The 21,273-nt window shown below is 61.6% G+C and carries 18 protein-coding genes; 9 read left to right on the top strand and 9 right to left on the bottom strand.

The features are described 5' to 3' along the window. Positions 1-139: 139 nt before the first annotated feature. The 7 genes from HF949_RS17210 to HF949_RS17180 all read left to right on the top strand — a co-directional run bounded on the left by HF949_RS17210 (position 140) and on the right by HF949_RS17180 (position 8,629). Positions 140-721 (top strand): cupin domain-containing protein, encoded by a 582-nt coding sequence (locus tag HF949_RS17210; protein WP_292897269.1) that lies wholly within the window; start codon positions 140-142, stop codon positions 719-721. 107 nt (positions 722-828) lie between these two features. Further along, a complete protein-coding gene (locus tag HF949_RS17205) occupies positions 829-2,439 on the top strand; it encodes an ABC transporter substrate-binding protein (RefSeq protein WP_292897267.1) in 1,611 nt (536 codons plus the stop codon). Positions 2,440-2,462: 23 nt separating this feature from the next. Next, on the top strand, positions 2,463-3,452 hold the full coding sequence (locus HF949_RS17200; protein ID WP_292897265.1) for an ABC transporter permease: 990 nt from the start codon (positions 2,463-2,465) through the stop codon (positions 3,450-3,452). Further along, positions 3,449-4,282: an ABC transporter permease gene (locus tag HF949_RS17195; RefSeq protein WP_441338380.1), complete on the top strand. Its 834-nt coding sequence runs from the start codon at positions 3,449-3,451 to the stop codon at positions 4,280-4,282. The genes HF949_RS17200 and HF949_RS17195 overlap by 4 nt, the downstream gene beginning before the upstream one ends. Further along, positions 4,279-5,076: an ATP-binding cassette domain-containing protein gene (locus tag HF949_RS17190; protein WP_292897263.1), complete on the top strand. Its 798-nt coding sequence runs from the start codon at positions 4,279-4,281 to the stop codon at positions 5,074-5,076. The genes HF949_RS17195 and HF949_RS17190 overlap by 4 nt, the downstream gene beginning before the upstream one ends. Continuing rightward, positions 5,069-5,854, top strand: a complete 786-nt coding sequence (locus HF949_RS17185; RefSeq protein WP_292897261.1) for an ABC transporter ATP-binding protein — start codon at positions 5,069-5,071, stop codon at positions 5,852-5,854. Before HF949_RS17190 ends, HF949_RS17185 begins: the two co-directional genes overlap by 8 nt. A 99-nt stretch (positions 5,855-5,953) precedes the next feature. Beyond that, a complete protein-coding gene (locus tag HF949_RS17180; protein ID WP_292897259.1) occupies positions 5,954-8,629 on the top strand; it encodes a bifunctional acetate--CoA ligase family protein/GNAT family N-acetyltransferase in 2,676 nt (891 codons plus the stop codon). 125 nt (positions 8,630-8,754) lie between these two features. Here HF949_RS17180 and pcaF read toward each other — a convergent pair whose 3' ends face one another. From pcaF to HF949_RS17165, 3 genes are all read right to left on the bottom strand, one after another. Further along, entirely contained in the window at positions 8,755-9,960 is a 1,206-nt protein-coding gene (pcaF, locus tag HF949_RS17175) for a 3-oxoadipyl-CoA thiolase (RefSeq protein ID WP_292897257.1), read from the bottom strand. 66 nt (positions 9,961-10,026) lie between these two features. After that, the gene (locus HF949_RS17170; RefSeq protein ID WP_292900278.1) at positions 10,027-10,803 is read right to left on the bottom strand and encodes a CoA-transferase subunit beta; all 777 of its coding nucleotides are present in this window, start codon (positions 10,801-10,803) and stop codon (positions 10,027-10,029) included. Further along, a complete protein-coding gene (locus tag HF949_RS17165) occupies positions 10,803-11,657 on the bottom strand; it encodes a CoA transferase subunit A (protein ID WP_292897255.1) in 855 nt (284 codons plus the stop codon). Before HF949_RS17165 ends, HF949_RS17170 begins: the two co-directional genes overlap by 1 nt. 56 nt (positions 11,658-11,713) lie before the next feature. Between HF949_RS17165 and HF949_RS17160 the strand changes: the two genes are divergently transcribed. Next, positions 11,714-12,502, top strand: a complete 789-nt coding sequence (locus HF949_RS17160) for an IclR family transcriptional regulator domain-containing protein (RefSeq protein ID WP_292897253.1) — start codon at positions 11,714-11,716, stop codon at positions 12,500-12,502. Positions 12,503-12,570: 68 nt separating this feature from the next. Here the strand turns inward: HF949_RS17160 and HF949_RS17155 are convergent, their stop codons facing one another. The 6 genes from HF949_RS17155 to HF949_RS17130 form a co-directional block, all read right to left on the bottom strand. Beyond that, positions 12,571-12,828: a hypothetical protein gene (locus HF949_RS17155; RefSeq protein ID WP_292897251.1), complete on the bottom strand. Its 258-nt coding sequence runs from the start codon at positions 12,826-12,828 to the stop codon at positions 12,571-12,573. Between the two features lie 122 nt (positions 12,829-12,950). Beyond that, positions 12,951-13,859: a LysR family transcriptional regulator gene (locus HF949_RS17150; protein WP_292897249.1), complete on the bottom strand. Its 909-nt coding sequence runs from the start codon at positions 13,857-13,859 to the stop codon at positions 12,951-12,953. Positions 13,860-14,439: 580 nt separating this feature from the next. Beyond that, positions 14,440-16,686, bottom strand: coding sequence for a heavy metal translocating P-type ATPase (locus HF949_RS17145; protein ID WP_292897247.1), 2,247 nt, complete (start codon positions 16,684-16,686; stop codon positions 14,440-14,442). Positions 16,687-16,771: 85 nt separating this feature from the next. Then, on the bottom strand, positions 16,772-17,932 hold the full coding sequence (gene nagA / locus HF949_RS17140; protein WP_292897245.1) for an N-acetylglucosamine-6-phosphate deacetylase: 1,161 nt from the start codon (positions 17,930-17,932) through the stop codon (positions 16,772-16,774). A 25-nt stretch (positions 17,933-17,957) separates the two neighbouring features. Further along, positions 17,958-18,716: a GntR family transcriptional regulator gene (locus tag HF949_RS17135; RefSeq protein ID WP_292897243.1), complete on the bottom strand. Its 759-nt coding sequence runs from the start codon at positions 18,714-18,716 to the stop codon at positions 17,958-17,960. Then, a complete protein-coding gene (locus tag HF949_RS17130) occupies positions 18,716-19,606 on the bottom strand; it encodes an N-acetylglucosamine kinase (RefSeq protein ID WP_292897241.1) in 891 nt (296 codons plus the stop codon). Before HF949_RS17130 ends, HF949_RS17135 begins: the two co-directional genes overlap by 1 nt. A 403-nt stretch (positions 19,607-20,009) precedes the next feature. On the opposite strand from HF949_RS17130, the gene HF949_RS17125 reads away from it, so the two are divergent. Further along, on the top strand, positions 20,010-21,266 hold the full coding sequence (locus HF949_RS17125) for an ABC transporter substrate-binding protein (RefSeq protein ID WP_292897239.1): 1,257 nt from the start codon (positions 20,010-20,012) through the stop codon (positions 21,264-21,266). Positions 21,267-21,273: the final 7 nt, after the last annotated feature.

Below are 21,273 nucleotides of genomic sequence, written 5' to 3'. Positions count from 1 at the left end.
GAAAATCATTGATCCCAGTTCCGATAAATCTCCGGTGTTTTGGCATTGTATAATGATTTCAAGGGCAATATCTTGAGCGATACCGCGTTCCGCGCAAAGCATGAGCGGGATGGCGCAAAACCGAACGGGCGAAGGACATATGGACGATTTCGACATCGGCTCGCGCCTCAGGGCCATGCGCACCGCGGGCAATCTTTCGCAGCGACAGCTTGCCGAACAGGCCGGTGTTCCTCATGCACAGATCTCCAACATCGAGAAGAACAAGATCAGTCCCTCCATATCGACGTTGCGCAAGGTGCTAGGCGGAATGGGCGTGAGCATGGCGGATTTTTTCGAGCCCGAGCGGGAGGAGAACCCAGGGCCCTTTTTCGGCAAGGACGATCTGATCGATCTCACGTCGCGGGTGGCGATCAATGCAAATGCGCCCGAAAGCGGACTTCTGGTTCTCAGACAGATCGGCGATGCGCGCATGCACAATCTTCAGATACTGCACGAGGTTTATGAACCGGGCGCTGATACTGGCGAGACAATGCTCCAGCATGCCTCGAGCGAGGGGGGATATGTGGTGGAAGGAGAGCTGGCGCTCAACGTCGGCGAGGACTTCCGCATCCTGAAAGCAGGGGAGGCCTATCTGTTCGACAGCCGCCAGCCCCATCGGTTTCGCAATCTGTCGGACAGACGCACCATAGTGGTTTCGGCCTGTACTCCGCCTTATCTTTGAAACGGCGCTTTGTTCAACAGGCTGGACCAACGCAACGCATTCATGGCCCTGTTCCTGCCGACAGCGGCTCTTAGACTTCTGTTGGCATAAACAAGCGAGGGTTTCCGATGACCGGGTTTCTGATTTCGCGACGCAATCTTTTCCTTGGCACAGGTGCGTTGATGACGGCAGCCCTGCCCATGGCGCGCGCATGGGCAGAGGATGCACCGCGCGGAGGAAGGCTGGTGGTGGCGGCCGATTCAGAGCCGCGCTCGCTGAACCCGGCGATTGTGGCCTCGAACGGCGTGTTTTTCATCGCCAGCAAGGTCGTCGAGCCGCTGGCGGAAGCAATGTTGGACGGCGAGGGTGGGCTGGCGCCGCGCCTGGCCACAAGCTGGGAAGGTTCCGAAGACGGGCTTTCCATCACCTTCAAGCTGCGCGAGGGCGTGACCTGGCACGATGGCGAGCCGTTGACCTCTGCGGATGTGGCCTTCTCCGCGATGGAGGTCTGGAAACCGCTGCAAAATCTCGGCCGCGTTGTGTTCGCCAATCTCGACACGGTGGAAACGCCCGATGCGCACACCGCCATTTTCCGCTTCTCCGCGCCCACGCCGATCCAGCTCATTCGCAATGCGCTGCCGGTGGTGACGAGTGTTTTGCCAAAGCATCTTTATGAGGGCACGGACATTGCCGCCAACCCGGCCAATAAGGCGCCGGTGGGAACGGGGCCGTTCAAATTCGCCGAGCACAGGCCGGGCGAATATTATCGCCTCACCCGCAATGACGCCTACTGGGGCGAGGGGCTGCCCAAGCTGGACGAGATCATCTTCCGTGTTCTGCCTGACCGGGCGGCAGCGGGTTCCGCGCTGGAGGCAGGCGAAATTCAGCTTGCCGCCTTCTCGCAGGTGCCGCTGGTGGATCTGGAACGCATCGCCAAGGTGCCTGGCCTGAAAGTGGTGACGGAAGGTTATGAGGCGCTGACCTATCAGCTTGTGGTGGAGATCAACCACCGCAACGAGATCCTCGCCGACCGGAAGGTGCGGCAAGCCCTGTCGCATGCCATCGATCGGGATTTCGTGGTCGACACCGTGTTTCTTGGCTATGCGCAGGCGGCCACCGGCCCGGTGCCGCAGAACGCGCCGCAATTCTACAATCCCGATGTGAAACCCTATTCCTTCGACATCGAGGGGGCAAACAGGCTGCTTGATGAGGCGGGGTATCCGCGTGGCGAGGATGGCAAGCGTTTCTCGCTGCGCCTTCTGCCGGCACCCTTCTTCAGCGAAACGCGCCAGTTCGGCGATTATCTGCGGCAGGCGCTCGGCAAGGTGGGCATCGACGTGACGCTGGTGAACAACGACACGCCGGCGCATCTGAAGGCGGTCTACACGGATCATGATTTCGACATCGCCGTTGGCTCGCCCGTGTTCCGCGGCGATCCGGCCATCTCGACCACGATCCTCGTGCAGTCGGGCATTCCCGATGGCGTGCCGTTTTCCAATCAGGGTGGCTATGCCAATGCCGAGCTCGACACGATCATCGATCAGGCGACCGAGACCATCGATACGGAAGCGCGCACCGCACTCTACAACGACTTCCAGCGCATCGTGGTGGAAGATCTGCCGTTGATAAACGTCGCCGAATGGGGCTTTACCACGGTTGCCAGTGATACCGTTCTGAACGTGGGCAACAATCCGCGCTGGGCGGTTTCCAACTGGGCAGACACGGCTCTCTCCCGCTAACCAAGCAAGGAAAACGAACTGGCATGCACCGGGCCCTGACTATGACGCGGCGGCGTATCGTCAGCAGCATTCCGGTGCTGCTGATCGTCATTGTGGGCACGTTTCTGCTTCTGGAAGCTGCACCGGGCGATGCGGTGGATGCCTATCTGCTGTCACTGGGCGGCGGCGATGCGGGCCTCGTGGCGGAGCTTCGCCAGAGCTATGGGCTCGACCAGTCGATCGTGAAACGGCTGACGCTTTATGTGGGTGCGCTGCTGCAGTTGGATCTCGGGTGGTCGGTGGCCTTCGACCGGCCGGTTCTCGACCTGATCGTGGAGCGTTTGCCCAACACGCTCTGGCTGATGGGGGCAGCGACGGCGCTCGCCTTCTCTCTCGGTTCGCTGCTCGGCATTGTTGCCGGCGCGCGGCCGGGTAGTCTGACCGACCGGACGCTTTCGATCGGCTCGCTGGCGCTTTATGCGGTTCCGAGCTTCTGGCTTGGCCTTGTACTGGTTCTGGTGTTCGCGGTCGATCTGCGCTGGTTTCCGACAGCCGGCATCGAAACCATCGCCTCCGGCAAGACGGGTCTGGCGCGCGTGGCCGATATTGCCTGGCATCTGGCGCTGCCGGTTTCCGCGCTAGGTTTCATTTACCTGGCTCTTTTCCTGCGCATGATGCGTGCGGGCATGGCGGAAGCCTGGCGGCAGGATTTTGTCCTTTCTGCGCGCGCCAAGGGGCTGGCGCGGCGGCGCATCGTGCTGCGTTACGTGGCGCGCAACGCGCTTCTGCCACTGGTCACCATGCTGGGCCTGCAGGCAGCGGCCATGCTGGGCGGCAGTGTGGTGGTGGAAAGCGTGTTCGCCATTCCGGGGTTTGGGCGGCTTGCGCATGAAGCGGTTTCAGGCCGCGATGCGCCGCTTCTGACCGGCATCATCATCGTCAGCGCGGTGCTCGTGATCGCCGTCAATCTTCTGGTGGACATCGCCTATGCGCTTCTCGACCCGCGCGTTGGCAGCGGGGAGGTGGCTCCGTGAAACGTGTTGCAGGACGTCTCATGCACTCGCCCGAAGGCGTGGCGGGGCTTTGTCTTATTGTGCTGCTTGCCGCCATGGCTTTTGCTGCTCCGCTGCTTTATCCGGGCGACCCGCTGGCAATTGTCGGGCGCGCGCTAACTGCGCCTTTCACCGATCCGGCGCTTCCGCTTGGCACGGACCGTCTGGGGCGCGATGTGGCTGCGGGCCTGATGCACGGCGCGCGGACGTCGCTTCTGGTCGGGCTTGCCACGGCGCTGGTCGCACTTGCCGCCGGGACGCTTGTGGGTACGGTTGCCGGGCTTGCCGGCGGGCTGATGGACGAGGCGCTTATGCGCGTGGTCGATGCGTTTCAGATTGTGCCGGGCTTTCTTCTTGCGCTCGCCTTTGTCAGCGTCACCGGGGCATCGCTTCCGGTGATCATTCTCGCCATTGGCCTTAGCGCGTGGACAGGGCCGGCGCGGCTGGTGCGGGCGGAGGTCCTGTCGATCCGCGAGCGCGACTATGTGGCCGCAGCGCGGGTGATCGGCATGCACCCGGCGGAAGTTGCTTTGCGCGAAGTGCTGCCCAATGCGCTGCCGCCGGTTTTGGCGCTCACGGCAGTGATCGTCGCCACAGCGGTTCTGGTGGAGGCAGCGCTGTCGTTTCTCGGGCTTGGCGATCCCAATGTGGTGACATGGGGCTCGATGATCGCCGAGGGGCGCAATGTGCTGCGCACCGCGCCGCATCTTTCCATGGTGCCGGGGCTGGGGCTCGTGGCTACCGTTCTTGGTGTCTATCTTCTGGGCGAGGGGCTGGCCGACGCGATGGCTGGCCGCAAGGCGCGCGGATGAGCGCGCCGCTGGCCGAAATCCGGGGTCTCTCGGTCTCCTACGAGCGTGACGATGCGCAAAGCTTCGCGCTTCAGGGCGTCGATCTCGACATTGCGCGAGGCCGCCGGCTGGCGGTGATCGGCGAAAGCGGATCGGGCAAGAGCACGCTGGCGCTGGCGCTTGCCGGTTTGCTCGCGCCGCAGGCGCGGATTGAGGGGAGCATTGGCTGGCCGGGCCTTGCGCATCCGCCCGTGGCGGGGCGTGACATCGGCATGGTGTTTCAGCATCCCGGTGGCAGCCTCAACCCGGTTCTGACCATTGGCGAACAAGTTGCGGAAGGCGCGGTGCGGCATCTGGGGCTTGGCTGGCGTGCAGCGAAGTCGCATGCGCTGGCGCTGCTTGAGTGGGTGCGCATTCCCGATCCGCAGGCCGCACTTCGCGCCTATCCGCACCAGTTTTCCGGTGGGCAGCGCCAGCGTATCGCCATTGCCGCAGCCATTGCGGCGCGGCCTGGGCTGTTGATCGCAGACGAGCCCACAAGCGCGCTCGACATGGTGGTGCAGGCCGAGATCGTGGCGCTGCTCGACGATCTGGTGCGGGAGGCGGGCATGACGCTGGTTTTCATCACGCACGACATTGCGCTTGCCTCCGCACTGGCCGACGACATTGCCGTGTTTCAGCGGGCGCGGCTGGTGGAGAAAGGCGCTGCGCACGCGGTTCTCGCTCAGCCGGCGCACGCGTATACGAAGCATCTTCTTGCCGCGCAGATCGATTTTTCGACGCCGCGCCTGATCGACGGGGTGGCCGATGCCTGAGCCGGTTCTCATTGCGCAGAACCTCTGCAAGACCTTCATCAGCCGTGGGCGCAGGGTCACGGCGCTTGACGATGTGAGCCTGACGATCGCTCCCGGCGAAACGCTGGGGCTGGTGGGCGCGTCCGGCAGCGGCAAGTCAACGTTCGCGCGTGTGCTTCTCAGGCTTCTGCCGGCCGACGCGGGCACGGTGCGGCTTCTGGGCGAGGACTGGCTTAAGCTTCGCGGGCGGGCGCTGCGTGCGCGCCGCCGCTCGATCCAGATGGTGTTTCAGGATCCGCTTGCGGCCTTCAATCCGCGCGCGACCATCGGCGGTGTTCTGGCGGACCCGCTGCGCATCCATGGCCTTGCGGATCGTGCAGCGCGCCCGGCGCGGGTGGGCGCGCTTCTGGAGCGGGTCGGGCTTCCGGCAAGTTATGCTGTGCGCGGCGTTCACGAAGTGTCGGGCGGGGAACGCCAGCGTGTCGCCATCGCCCGCGCGCTGGCTGCGCGCCCCTCGCTGATCGTGTTCGATGAGCCAGTCTCCGCGCTTGACCAGTCGATACGCGGCCAGATCCTGAAACTCATGGCTGATTTGCAGAAAAGCGAAGGCTTCTCCTACGTCTTCATTGCGCATGATCTCGCGGTCGTGCGTCTTGTCTCCCATCAAGTAGCGATCATGGAGAGTGGGCGCATTGTGGAAACGGGACCAACGCCGCAGATCATCGCCAACCCGCGGTCGCAGACGGGAAGGGCACTCGTGGCGGCTGTGCCACACCTTCATCGCCGTAACGCTCCCTAGGCTGAGGGCAACCGCATATCGCGGGTTGCGCAGTCTTCACGCCATGCCGCTATAGTGTCGACGAAACGCAAAACCCGCGCGAACCCGGAGTCATCGCCCATGACGATCCGCAATCTTGAACATGCTGCCCGCCCGCGCTCCGTTGCCGTGATCGGTGCTTCGAGCAGGCCCGGCGCCGTCGGCCATATCGTGATGCAGAACTTGCAGGAAGGCGGGTTCGAAGGCGAGGTCTGGCCCGTCAATCCGAAATACAGGGAAGTGGCAGGCAGGCGTTGCTACAGGCGCGCCATAGATATTCCTGGCGTACCGGACATTGCGGTGATCGTCACTCCGCCGGAAACCGTGCCCGGAATCATTCGCGATTTAGGCGAGAAAGGCACCCGCGCGGCGGTGGTCATCACCGCCGGGCTGACACGGGAAAACGGGCTGCGCCAGGCGATGCTCGATGCGGCAAAGCCATTTCTTTTTCGCATCATCGGGCCGAACACGGTGGGCCTGATGGTTCCGCCGATGAATTTCAATGCAAGCTTCGCGCATATGCAGGCCAAACCCGGCGGGCTGGCGCTGCTGTCGCAGTCCGGCGCGATCGCCACCTCGTTGGTGGACTGGGCGGCGGCGGAGGGCGTTGGCTTCTCGCATATCGTCTCTCTGGGCGACATGGCCGACGTGGATGTGGGCGACTATCTGGAAATGCTCGCCGGCGACGGACGCACGCGCGGCATTCTCATGTATCTCGAAACGATCCCCAATCCACGCAAATTCATGACCGCCGCCCGGGCGGCGGCGCGGCTGAAGCCGGTGATCGCCATCAAGGCCGGTCGCCACGCGCAGGCCGCACAGGCAGCGGCGACCCACACCGGCGCGCTTTCCGGTGCCGACCGCGTGGTTGAGGCGGCACTGCGCCGCGCCGGCATTTTGCGGGTGCTGGATCTTGGCGAACTGTTTGATGCGGCGGAAGTGCTTGCCCGCTTCCGCCCCCTGCAGCGTGCCCATGTGGGCATTGTCAGCAATGGCGGCGGGGCCGGTGTTCTGGCAGTCGACCGGCTCAACGATCTTGGCGGCACGATGGCGGAGTTTTCGCCTGAAACCATCGCCCGTCTTGACCGCGCGCTACCGCCCAACTGGTCGCATTCCAACCCCGCCGACATTATCGGCGATGCGCCGCCGGAGCGCTATAGCGAGGCGCTTTTGGCGGTAGCAGACGACCCAGACACGGATGCCGTTCTCGTGTTCAACTGCCCGACCGGCCTTGCCTCCCCCTCCGATGCCGCCCGCGCGGTTGCGGCCCATGCAGACAAGGGCAGGGTGAATGGAAAACCGCTCATCACCTGCTGGCTGGGCGAGGAGACCGCGCGCGAGGGGCGTCGCATTCTGCAGGACGCGGGCATTGCAAACTTCAGCACTCCGTCCAGCGCCACGGCGGCGCTTTCCTATCTGGGTGAATGGTCACGCGCCCAGAAGGCGCTGACCCGTGTTCCTTCAAGCCGCAGCGAGGATGTTGAGGGAGACCGCGAAAGCCTGCGTGCCATCCTTGAAAAAGTGGCTGCCGAAGGCCGGCGTATGCTGACGGAGCCGGAGGCCAAGGCTGCCATTGCCGCTTACGGAATTCCCGTGCCTGAAACCGTGATTGTCGAGACACCAGAAGCGGTGAGTGAGGCGACTGCCCGCTTGCTCGAAAGTTCGGAAAAGGTCGTCGTCAAACTTCTGTCCAGAACCATTACGCACAAATCGGATGTCGGCGGCGTGGTGCTTGGCCTCAAGACACCGGAAGCGGCTGAGAGAGCGGCTGAGAACATCATCAAGCGTTTGCGAGATGCCGGTATGGCCGACGGACTGGAGGGCTTTGCCGTTCAGCCCATGGTGGTGCGCAAACACGCCCATGAACTCATTCTCGGTGTCAGTCAGGATCCGATCTTCGGACCGGTGGTGTTGTTCGGGGCGGGCGGCACGGCTGTGGAGGTGATGGAGGATACGGCCATTGCGCTGCCGCCGCTCGACGATGTGCTGGCCGGGGACCTGATGGCGTCGACGCGTATAGGCAAGCTGCTTGCCGGCTATCGCGACCGTGCGCCCGCAGATCGGGATGCGATTGCAGGTGCGCTCAACGCGGTATCGCAGATGATTGTCGACTTCCCCTGCATCAAGGGCATGGACATCAACCCGCTTCTGGCCGATGCCGACGGCGTGGTGGCGCTTGATGCGCGCATCGAGATCGAGCCGGCGGAAATCGACCGCAAGGGGCCGAACCCGGATCTTGCCATCCGGCCCTATCCCTCCGGATGGGAAAAGGATGTGAACCTTGAGGGGCACCGCTATCATCTTCGGCCCATCAAGCCGGCCGATGTGGCGCTATTCCCGGATTTCCTGTCGCGGGTTTCCTCGGAAGACATAAGGTTTCGTTTTCTCGCCCCGCGCAAGCACTTTCCGGATGAAATGCTCGAGCGGCTGACCCAGCTCGACTACGAGCGCGACATGGCCTTCATCGCGCTCAGGGAAGAGGATGGGGAAATGGCGGGCATTGGCCGTCTTTCCGCCGACCCGGACAAGGAGATCGCCGAGTATGGCCTGCTTGTGCGCACCGATCTTCAGGGGCACGGCCTCGGGTTTGCGCTGCTGAAGCAGCTCATCGACTATGGCAGGGAAGAGGGCATTGGCGCCATTGAAGGCATCGTTCTGAGCGACAACACCAAAATGCTCGCCATGTGCCGCGACTTCGGTTTCGTGGTGAAGGACAGCGGTGAGGCCGGCATTACAACGGTCGTGCTGAAGCTCTAGGCGGGCGGCTGCGGAGATGATGGTGCGTGCCCTTTCCTCCGCCCTTCGACAAGCTAAGGATCGTCTGTACGAATTGTGCGTGAGTGCCGGTATCGGTCAACCCGCCCCCATTTTTACCATCGCAACTAAACCCGCTCCATCGCCAGCGCGATGCCCTGGCCGACGCCGATGCACATGGTAGCAAGCGCCAGCTTGCCGCCGGTGGCCTGCAGCTCAAGTGCTGCCGTGCCGGAGATGCGCGCGCCCGACATGCCGAGCGGATGACCAAGGGCAATCGCGCCGCCATTGGGGTTCACATGCGGCGCATCTTCAGGGATACCAAGATCGCGCAGAACGGCGATACCCTGCGAGGCGAAGGCCTCGTTCAACTCGATCACATCAAAGTCGGACGGTTTCAAGCCAAGTCTTGCGCAGAGCTTCTTCGTCGCCGGTGCAGGGCCGATGCCCATGATGCGCGGCGGAACGCCGGCGGTCGCACCGCCGAGAATGCGGGCAATCGGCGTCAGGCCGTATTTCTTTGCCGCTTCTGCCGAGGCGATGATGAGTGCAGCCGCACCGTCATTGACGCCGGAGGCGTTGCCGGCGGTCACGGTGCCGCCCTCGCGGAAGGGTGTCGGCAGCTTGCCGAGCTTTTCAACCGTGGTGCCAGGGCGCGGATGTTCATCCTTCTCGACCACCACCGGGTCGCCCTTGCGCTGGGGAATGGTGACGGACACGATTTCCTTTGCGAGACGCCCATTCTCCTGTGCGGCCACGGCCTTTTCCTGGCTGCGCACGGCAAATGCATCCTGATCGGCGCGGCTTACGGAAAAATCCGCCGCCACGTTCTCACCCGTCTCTGGCATGGAATCGATGCCATACTGTTTTTTGAGCACCCTGTTAACGAAGCGCCAGCCGATCGTGGTGTCGTAGATCTCGGCATTGCGGGAAAACGCCGTCTCGGCCTTCGGCATGACGAAAGGCGCGCGGCTCATGGATTCCACGCCGCCGGCGATCATGATTTCAGCCTCGCCCGCCTTGATGGCGCGCGCGGCGATGGTGACTGCGTCCATTCCCGAACCGCACAGGCGGTTCACCGTGGAGCCCGGCACCTCTATGGGCAGGCCCGCGAGAAGTACGGCCATGCGCGCCACGTTGCGGTTGTCCTCACCGGCCTGGTTGGCGCAGCCATAGAACACATCGTCTATTGCCGCCCAGTCCACCCTGGGGTTGCGTTCCATCAGAGCCTTGATCGGCAGGGCTGCCAGATCGTCAGCGCGGACCGATGACAGCGCGCCGCCAAAACGGCCAATCGGCGTGCGGATGTAGTCGCAGATAAATGCTTCAGCCATGAACGGGTTCTCCTAACCAACAATGCCGGGCAGCGCCCTGCCGCCGCGCCTCGCACGGCGGAAAGATCATGCGCCCTTATGGGCCGCTTCGGTGCGGGCTTTCAAGTCGCGCAGTGTCGCAAGCTCCAGCTCGGTGGGCGGCGGTGTCTCCTCCACACCGTCGGCGAACGTTACGGCCCAGCCGCAGGTTTCCTGCACCTGATCGCGCGTGACACCCGGATGCAACGACACGACGGTGAATTCCTTCGTCACCGGGTCCGGCTTCCAGATCGCGAGATCGGTGATGAGCAGCGTCGGCCCCCTGGTGTCGATGCCCAGCCGCTCTCGATGATCGCCACCATCACCATGCCCAAAGGAGGTGTAGAAGTCGATCTTCTCCACCATGCCCCGCTTCGACTGGGCGAGGGTGATGTAGACTTCCTGCGAGGAAGTGGCGATTTCCGGGGCCCCACCGCCACCTGGAAGCCGCGTTTTGGGGCTGTCATAATCACCGATGACCGTGGTGTTGATGTTGCCGTATTTGTCGATCTGCGCAGCCCCCAGAAAGCCGATGGTAATGCGCCCGCCCTGCAGCCAGTAGCGGAACATCTCCGGCACCGGCACGGTGGTCAGTGCGGTGTCGCAGAGCTCTCCATCGCCGATGGAAAGCGGCAGAACGTCCGGCGCCGTTCCGATGGTGCCGGATTCATAGATCAGCGTGATGTCGGGTGCATGGGTCAGGCGCGCAATGTTGCAGGCAGCAGACGGCGCACCGATGCCGACGAAGCACACATCGTCATTCTTCAGCGCGCGCGAAGCGGCAATCGTCATCATTTCATTGGGGGTGAATTCGGGCTTGCTCATCATGCGTCCCTCAGCTTCTCGACACGGGCGGCAAAATCCTCAGGCGTCGCATCAAGCACATTCTTCTGCATCCAGTCGCGAAACAGGTCACGGTCGGCGGCGATCTTGTCCCATTTCAGATATTCGGCGTTGTCGCGTGCGTAGTAGCCATGCGTGTAGGAGGGGTGCGCCCCACCCGGCACCACGGCAATGTCGGTTACCGTCCAGTGCGGCAGGATGGTGAGATTGGGGTGCAGGTCGGAGAAATCGTCGACGACTTCTTCCACGGTTACGACAGCGCGTTTCGCCGCCAGCACCGCCTCTTTCTGAATGCCGACGATGCCCTCGATTAGAACATTGCCCTTTCGGTCCGCTTTCTGGGCGTGGATGAAGGTGACATCGGGCCGGAGCGCCGGCACGGCGGCCAGGCTCTCGCCGGTGAAGGGGCACTCGATGAACTTGATGTTCGGGTTCACACGGGCAAGCTCCGCGCCGCGGTAGCCACGGAAGATGGCACAGGGAAGTCCCGCCGCACCCGCCTCATAGGCATTGGCCATGGCTGCATGGGAGTGTTCCACAATCTCGATTGCGTGGGGAAACCCGTTCTCCACGGCGTCACGCAACCGGCGCAGGAGCCCCACGCCTGGATTGCCCGCGTAAGAGAATACCAGCTTTCGGGCGAGACCCATGCCGATCATCTGGTCATATACCACATCGGGGGTCATCCGGATCAGAGTGAGATCTCTCAAACCCTGGCGGATCGCCTCATGGGCAGCAGCGGTGGGGATGAGATGCGTGAACCCCTCGAAAGCGACACTGTCGCCATTGCCGAGATTTTCCGCGACCGCCTGCGACAGCGGAACAAAACGCGCCATGGCATTCCTCAAAAGTTCGTATTGCGAACATAAGTTTTATATGCGATACTTATTAGATGGAGAACGAGACTGTGTCAAACACCGGCGAGGGTCGAGATATTGTCGGATCACTGCAGAAGGGGCTCGGCGTTCTGGAAATTCTCGCAGGCGCACCCGATGGCATGACGCTGACGGAAGTGGCGAAGGAGGCAGGGCTGACGCGCGCGGGCGCCCGGCGCCTGCTGCTTACGCTGGTGGCCAGCGGCTATGCCCGACAGGAAGAGCGCCGTTTCCTGCTGTCGGCAAGATTGCTTGGCCTGGCACGAACATGGATGGGCGGGGCGGCACTCTGGCGCTATGCAGAACCCATCATGCGGCGGATTTCTGAAACGCTTGGCGAATCCTGCTCAGCAGCGGTCCTGGAAGGCGAGGAGGTGGTTTACGTCGCCCGGGTGGCCGGGCGACGCATCGTTTCGGTCGCTCTCAACGTTGGCACGCGCCTGCCGGCGTATTGCACGTCGATGGGCCGGATCCTCCTGTCAGACCTGGACCCGCCCGAACTCGCCCGTTTTCTCGCGCAGGCGTCGATCAGCGCCAAGACCGAGAGAACGTTGACGGACCGGGCCGCACTCGCCAAAGCCGTGAAAATGGCCGGCGCGCGCGGCTATGCCATTGTCGACCAGGAACTGGAACTCGGTCTGCGGTCGATTGCGGTGCCTGTCCGCGACAAGTCGGGACGCATTGCGGCTGCGCTCAACGTTTCCACCCAGTCGGCGCGCTTCACCTGCGTCGAGATGGAGCAGACAATCCTGCCTGATCTGCGGGCGGGCGCGCGTGAGATCGAAGACTTTCTCGCTTTGCAGTAGCGCGTTGTCATCGCGGGCGAAGACATCGCCCCCGGGAAGCCGGGGGAGCCGGGGGCTGTTGTCGCGTATCATGCCGCACTCCTTGATGCTCTGCCTGATTGATCGGTTGTTTGCTCAATGGTCTGGCGCATCCGACGCGCAAGTCGCGCCTCCAGGCGGGCTGCGAGAACGCGCTCAAGCACATCGCGCGATCCCGCTGCCGTATGCGCCTTCGACATCGCAAAGAGTGAGTCGACAATGGAAACCTCGTCCTGCGGCGACAGGAGAGCCTCAATTTGCGCATCGGTTTGCGCGTCCGGTCGGGCGTTGTGAATCGATCTGCTCATGGTTTGGAATCTTGCGCGCCGAACCTGACGGCAAAGCGGCGGCTGGGTGAAATTTTGACGACAGTTTCTAGGCATAACCACGCCGCGCAGGGGGCTGCGCGGCGTCAGGCATGGGTGGGAATTTATTGACGGGCTAGGCTATGCCCCTGATAGGCAGAAGGTGGCGGGGTGAGACGATGAAGCTCTCCCTGGAGAAGCTCGAAAATATCCATCGCAAGCCGCAGATTGAAACGCTTGTCGTCGAAAAACATGCCGTAGCGGATTTCGAGGCCACCAGGGATGATCTCTGCGCAATCCTCCAGCGATGAGGAGTTTCCTTCGAAGACAAAACCCGGCAACGGAGACACGGCAACACCGCTGACCACAAGCTTCATGGCACTTGTGAGATCGTCCACCTCGCCAATCACCTCGTAGGGTACATTGCGCTGGCGAAGCCAGTCACGCGCCATAATTCCCAGAGGAGACTGTGGATTTGAAAGTACCACGGGTATCGCGGTGGAGTTGCGCTTGATCTGCTCGCTCAGTTCACGCGCGCCCATCCAACGCATGGAGTAGTCGCAGACCAGGTCGGGGCCCAGTTCATTTGGGTAGAGCGCGCGGAATGCGGCATCCACCTGCCCCAGATCGTACATCTCCTCCAGACGCCTGGAATCGGAAATACGCCAGCTCACGGTTTCCTTGATCTTGCCCAGTCGCCCGAGACCGCCCAGGAGCAGTGGGGCTGTATAGGTACAGATCCCCACCTTTAGTTTGGAAACATTCTTCTCGTACCCGACCGTGCGAAGCCGGCGCTCGAGATCGAGCATCTGCCGAATGAGGCCCGATATTTCTTCTTTCACGACAATGCGGTTGCCGAGCTTCTTGATGAGGGGTGTTCCGATTGCCCGCTCCAAACGCCCCAGATGCATGCTGACCGCTGGCTGGCTGATGCCCAGCTTCTGCGCCGCGCCGGTCAGGCTGCGTGTGTCGATGACCGCTTCCGCGGCTCGTAAGGTTGCGAATGAAAGTCCATCCTGTTTGTGCATGCCCATATGCTCTACGCCTCGCTTGATAAGAGTGGAAATCTGACCCGAAGGACGCCGCCGCGAATGCGGCACGCAACACTGTTGAAAGACGGCAAAATCCGTCCGTCCGCATCACGCGTTTCATTCGCGCAATGCAGTTCCGCGGCCCCGCGGGATCCGTCTTGGCGCTGGCAGAGAGACACCTGCCAACATGTCGCCAATTCATTTCGTCCGGGCTCCTAATGATCCTCGGACCAAGATCTCCGCAGCGCTAAACACCTGTCCGCTGAAACACACTGTCCCCCAGAATTCTCGACGCCCTCCAACCACCAGATTGACCAAACGATAACGTATTCCGATTACATGTACAACCTATAGTAGTTTGTGTGGATATCTTTCTACCCGGCACAAGGCGCTCATCTGAGGTGGAAAAAATTATCATTATTTTACAATTAGATAAGGAAAAACGATGGCATCAATCCCAGAAGAACGGGTCGTCGTTTAGGCGAGGAAAGCTGCGAAAATATACGTATACAATCACGTATAAGAACGCCGGCTACAAGGCCGGCGTCCACATGTCGGGATGTATTCGATTCCTCTGTGCGGGTCAGCGTTCCAGACGAAATCCGAGAAGTCGCAGAGCGTTGAGCGTCACGAGCACGGTAGCGCCCGTGTCTGCGAGAATGGCGATCCACAACCCGGTGATGCCAAGCACCGTTGTCACCAGGAAAACAGCCTTCAAGCCGAGGGCGATGGCGATGTTCTGACGGATATTGATCATCGTCGCCCGCGCCAGGCGCAACATCCCGCCTACGTCACTCACCCGGTTTCGCAGAAGCGCGCCATCCGCCGACTCCAGAGCGACATCGGTGCCCGATCCCATCGCCACCCCAACATCGGCAGTGGCGAGTGCAGGTGCATCATTGATCCCGTCGCCGATCATCATCACCGTATGACCGGCGGTCAGCTCGCGGATGGCGGAAACCTTGTCATCAGGCAGAAGCTCGGCACGAAACTCCATCGACAGGCTTCCCGCGATAGCGCCGGCTGTGCGGGCATTATCCCCGGTGAGCATCACTGAACGCACGCCCAGCTGTGCAAGGTCACGCATTGCAGCGGCAGCGTCTTCGCGCGGTTCGTCACGCAAGGCGATGACTCCACAAAGCGCATTGGCCTGAAACACGGCGGCAACAGTCTTGCCCTGGGCTTCCAGCGCTTCGATGTGCTGTCTGGCCTCGGGCGTCATGGCGCCCTGCTCCGCGGCATGTCGCGGCGACCCCACAAACACTGTCTGCCCGCCCACCCGGGCTTCCACCCCGCGCCCGGGTATGACGCGCGCATCACTTCCTGTTTCGAACAAAACGCCAAGATTTTCTGCAAACCTCAGAATGGCCTCCGCCAGCGGATGGCTGGACCCCGCCTCAACACTGGCTGCCAGAGCCAGAAGACGCCTCTCTTCGCCATCAGGCGACCAGATATCCGTCACAACAGGCCGCCCCACTGTCAGTGTGCCGGTCTTGTCGAGCGCCACCAGATCGACCCTTGCAGCTGCCTCCAGCACAGCGCCACCCTTTAAGAGGAGACCGCGACGGGCACCGGCCGAAAGGGAGGATGCAATGGAAGCAGGCACTGAAATCACCAGCGCGCAGGGACATCCGATCAAAAGCAATGCGAGCGCCCGATAAACCCACACATCCCAGGCAGCGCCCACAGCCAATGGCGGCACAACCGCCACCAGAACGGCAAGAGCCACGATCGCCGGCATGTAGTAGCGGCTGAACCGGTCGATGAAGCGCTCGGTGGGCGCACGCGCCTCCTGAGCCTCCTCGACCAGACGGATGATGCGGGCTATTGTGTTGTCTTCCGGCGCGCGTGTCACACGAACCCTGATCGCCGCGTCGGTGACAATCGATCCGGCAAAAACATCATCCCCTTCGCTCTTCGTTTTCGGGACGGATTCGCCTGTGACAGGTGCTTCGTCGATGCCTGCAGTGCCATCGACGATTTCGCCGTCGGCGGGAATTCTGTCACCCGGACGCACGACGACGATCTGCCCAATGACGAGTTCTGATGCCTGCACCTTTCGGGTCCCGCCATTCTCTTCAAGCATGGCTGTTTTGGGAACCAGGTCTCCCAGGGCCCTGATACCGGCACGGGCACGGTTTGCAGCCACGCCCTCCAGCAATTCACCGACGGCGAACAGGAAAACCACCAGCGCGGCTTCCTCGGCCGCACCGATAAACAGCGCACCCGCAGCCGCCACGGTCATCAGCATTTCGATCGTGAAGGGCATGCCGGCGCGCAGGGCCGCGAACGCCCGGCGCGCGACCGGCGCGACACCGATCAGGCAGGCGGCCACGAAGGCCCACATGCCCAAATCACCTGGCAGAAGGAACTCGGCTCCCCAGGCAGCAGCCAGCAAAAGGCCCGTCAAAATGACGAGATGCCCCTTCCCGGTGCGATACCAGCTTTTGTTACCCACATCCGCGCCATGCACATGACCGGCGACACCATGCCCCGGATCCGATGGTCCGGAATCCGGGTGAGGCTGCCGCCCCTTGCCGCCACAGCATGCGTCCGCGCTGGCATCTCCACCGGCATCCGACCCGGCTATTTGACGTGCGGAAACCTTATAGCCCAGCTTTTCGACTGTGCGTTCAATTGTTTCCCGTCCGGTCTTGCCCTCATCAAGGGCAAGCGCCAGCGTCTCGGACATGACCGAAACCTTGACGTCGCTTACGCCCGGTAGGCGCTCAAGCGCTGTTCGAATTTTGCCAGCGCAACTTGCGCAGTCCATGCCGCCCACTGTCCAGGAATGGGTGTTTGCGGCGTGATCATCCTGTTTCAAGGACACGATGATTCTCCTTGCAATCAATCAATGACGGCAAGGATAGGATCTCTAGTCACTAGAGCTTCAAGAGGAAAAATAAAGATTCCGATCAGAGGATCGAATGGGCCACTTCACCGCCGATCCATGTCGAAACGACACCGAGATCATCGTCGAGTACGACAAAGTCGGCTTCTTTGCCCGCTGTGAGACCACCCCTGGAGCGATCGAGCCCAATGGCCTGGGCAGGATAAACGCTTACCATACGCAGTGCCTGTTCCAGCGGCAGGCCGACCGTGCGGTGAAGATAGACAACCGTGGAGATCATATCGATGTCTGCGCCAGCCAGGGTTCCATCCGCCAGTGTCAGGCGCCCATTCTCCCTCATGATGGTCCGCCCGTTCAGCGTGAAAGACGTCATGTCCGTCCCGATGGTCGACATGGCATCCGTCACGGCGAAGAGGCGCGCCGGGCCATTCTTGGCGCGCAGCGCGACACCGATGGCCACCGGATCCACATGAACGCCATCGGCAATCATCCCCACCCAAAGCTGGCCGCTCTGGAGTGCTGCGCCCACCACACCGGGCTCGCGGTGTGTCAGCGGGCTCATCGCATTAAAGAGATGCGTGACAAGCGACGCCCCGGCCTCCGCATAGGCCAGCGCGGTTTTGCAGGTGGTGTTCGTGTGGCCGAGACTGACCTTCACACCGCCATCCACCAGGGCGCGCACCTGATCGACCGTCGCGCTTTCCGGGGCAAGCGTCACCATCAACGACGGCAATCCTTTGCGCGCTTCGATCAAGGCGGCGAGGTCCTCGTCTTCCATCGGCCGGATCAGGGCCGGATCGTGGGCGCCCTTCCGTTCAATGGAAAGATGCGGCCCCTCCAGATGCAGGCCGAGAAATCCCGGCATGCCCGACCGTGCGGCTTCGAGCCCGGCAGCGACTGAAACGGCCGTTGCTTCGCGCGTATCGGTAATCAAAGTAGGCAAAAGACCGGTGGTGCCGAACCGCGCATGCGCACGGCAGATCTCGCGGAGCCCGTCCACTCCGCAATTTCCGTCGAACATCACCCCGCCACCGCCGTTGACCTGAAGGTCGATGAAACCCGGAACGATCATGGCGCCGCGTGCATCGCGTATCGGTAACTCGCGCGAAACCTTTTCTCGCGCCTCGATGGCCGAGATCCGGCCATTGTCGACCATCAGAACATGGTTCTCGAACCAGGTTTCACCGTCAAAAATGCGCGCGCCGGCGAGTGCGAAAGAAGACATGCTAGGTTCCAACTGTCAGAGTGTGTCAGCGCTCGGGAATCTTCAGTTCGGCAACGAAATCATATGCGTCGCCGCGATAGACCGAACGGGTGAATTCGATGACCCGGCCATCGGGCAGGTAGGAAACGCGTTCGATATAGAGCGCGGCTTCCCCCGGAGCGACCTTAAGAAGCGAAGCTTCCCGCTCATCCACATTTCGAGCCGAGATCCGTTGAGTGGCGCGGCATGGACGGGCCGACCGTTTGCCAAGCGCATCATAGAGCGAATGTGTCACCGAAGCCGGATCAGGCAGGAAGCTGCCGATGATGGAGGCCCGCTCGATGGCCATCGGCACATCGTCGGCGATGCGTAGTCGCTCCAGTCTTGCGACCGTATCCCCCATGGACAGGCCCAGCACCATCATCTCATCAGGAGACGGTGCAGCAACGATGCGCTCCAGCCATTCAGAGCGCGAGGTGAGGCCCCGCCGCGCCATATCCTCGGTAAACGAGGTCAGAAGTGACAGGGATTGTTCAACACGGGAAACCGCCGGCGCAACGAAGGTGCCCGACCCGTGCCGGCGGATCAGCCGTCCCTGCTTCACCAGATCGTCAACCGCTCGACGCACGGTTACACGACTTAACTCTGTCAACTCAGCGATGTCACGCTCTGTCGGCAGGGCTTCTCCTTCCTGCAACACCCCGCCCGCAATTGCGTCTTCGAGCAAGCGGCGCAAACGCAGATAAAGGGGGCCTGACCCCATGGCCGCCACCCGATCTGCGGAAAAGAGGCCTGGGTCTGTCATCAGCGTTTCTCCCCGACCGTCTCAAGCGGAAACGCGCGCAACGCCAGTTGAACCGCGCCTGCAAGAGCATCGCCCCGGGGATCGGTCAGGATGGCCCTATGACGTGGTGCAAGCCGCTTGGCATATTCGTGTGCCAGCCCTCCCAGGAGACAAAGCCTTTCACAGCCTTCGAAAACCACGGCATCGAGCGCCATGGTAATGTCCCGCACGGCATCGAGCAGAATGTTCCTGGCAAGCAGGTCACCCCTGGTGTCGTACTCGAAAATCATTGGGGCGAAGGCGCCATAGTCGGCAGGACGAGCATCCTGCTGGGCAAATTCCACCATGGCTTCAGGGTCATCATCAAAACGCGCCATGACTGCGCGGCTCAGCGCCGTGTGTTCGAGAATTCCATCATGGGCAAGTAGCGTCTGTTGCAGCAACGTCCTGCCGATTACTGCGCCGCTTGCCTGATCGCCGATCGCAAAACCCCAGCCGCCCACATTCCGCAGCGTCCCGTCCATGCGCGCCACATAAACCGAGCCGGTGCCCAGGATGGCCATTACGCCATCCTCATCGCCCAGCGCGCCCTGCAGCGCAATCAGACCATCGTGAACAAACCGGGTGTCCCGAAAAGGAAGGGCCTTTGCAAGTTCCCGCTGGCGCTCACCCACATTGATACCCGCAAGGCCTAAAAAGGCGGGTATCTCGGACAGCTTGCTCCCGTCGATCCCTGCATTCTCCAGAGCCTGACCGGCGGCGGCGATGATGTTCGCGCCAATTGCATCCGATGTGGTGAAGATGTTGGCGGATCCCTGTTTGCCACGGCCCACCACGCGTCCACGACGATCAGCCAACGCAGCCCGGCAACTGGTTCCTCCACCATCTATCGCTATGACGAAATCGCTCATGATCGCTCCTCTCGACCATAATACCAAAAAGATACCTTCAGGAAACAACAAAAAATCAACACCCGTCAAAACGGATTTAAGTGCATGATAAAAATATAAAAATGCGAAAACATGCAGAACCCGCCAACGAATGATCAGAATTCACTCTGGACAAATGGTATCTTTTTGGACTTTAATTTCATCATTGGAGGATGCAGAGGGGTCCGGGGAGCGGCGCGTATAAGGGACACAGAAGAACGTTCCCGTACACGCACATGTCAAACCGGAAGCGCTGACAAGGCTTTGTAGGGGCCAAAACCCTGCCGAATTGCCTCCATCAGACGAGTTCAGCAGCGCCCAGAGCGCGCTCCATGATGCTTGCCGAGCCATGGAGATGCGTCTTGAGCAAAACAGGGAGACTACCATGATGAAATCCACCAGACTGGCACTGCTTGCCGCGACCATGCTGGGTGCAACCGGCACGGCGATGGCACAGGATGCCGAACTCACTATTGAAAGCTGGCGCAATGACGACCTGACCATCTGGCAGGAAAAACTGATCCCGGCCTTTGAGGCCAAGCATCCCGGCATCAAGGTGAACTTCGCTCCGAGCGCGCCGACCGAATACAATGCCGTTCTCAATTCCAAGCTCGACGCCGGCACGGCTGGGGATCTCGTCACATGCCGCCCGTTTGATGCCTCGCTCAGCCTCTATGAAAAAGGCCATCTTACGGACCTCAAGGACCTTGAGAACATGTCGAACTTCTCCGACGTGGCCAAGGCCGCGTGGAGCACGGATGACGGCTCGGCAACCTTCTGCGTGCCCATGGCCTCCGTGATCCACGGCTTCATCTACAATGCAGACGCCTTTGAGGAGCTTGGCATCGAGCCGCCGAAAACCAATGAGGAATTCTACGCGGTTCTCGACAAGATCAAGGAAGACGGCACCTATATCCCGATGGCCATGGGCGCAAAGGATCAGTGGGAAGCCGCAACCATGGGCTACACCAATATCGGTCCGAATTACTGGAAGGGCGAGGAAGGCCGCCTGGCACTGATCGCAGGCGAGCAGAAGCTCACCGACGAGCAGTGGGTCCAGCCGCTCCGCGAGATCGCCAAATGGGCTCCCTATCTGGGCGACGGCTTCGAGGCGCAGGCCTATCCCGATAGCCAGAACCTCTTCACGCTTGGCCGTGCGGCCATCTTCCCAGCCGGTTCCTGGGAAATCGCCATCTTCAACGAGCAGGCCGATTTCAAACTTGGCGCATTCCCTCCGCCGGTGCAGAATGCGGGCGACGAGTGCTACATTTCCGACCACACGGATATCGGCATCGGCATGAACGCCAAGACCGAGAACCCGGAAGCTGCCCGCACCTTCCTGAACTGGGTCGGATCGGCTGAATTCGCCTCGCTCTACGCCAATTCGCTGCCGGGCTTCTTCTCTCTGTCCAACGAAACCGTGGAGATGGAAGACCCGCTCGCCAAGGAGTTCGTCTCCTGGCGCGAAAACTGCAAATCGACCATTCGTCCCGCGCACCAGATCCTTTCGCGCGGTACGCCGAACCTGTGGAACGAAATGTGGAACGTTTCCGCCAACGTTCTGCGGGGCGCCCAGACACCTGAAGACGGCGCAAAGCAGCTTCAGGACGGCCTTGCCGGCTGGTACGAGCCGCAGCAGTAAGCGCAAG

This window comes from Nitratireductor sp. (genome assembly GCF_017794765.1).
Classification (GTDB): domain Bacteria; phylum Pseudomonadota; class Alphaproteobacteria; order Rhizobiales; family Rhizobiaceae; genus Nitratireductor.
Note: the sequence above shows the minus strand (reverse complement) of the source record. Positions and strands in the feature narration are given on the sequence as shown.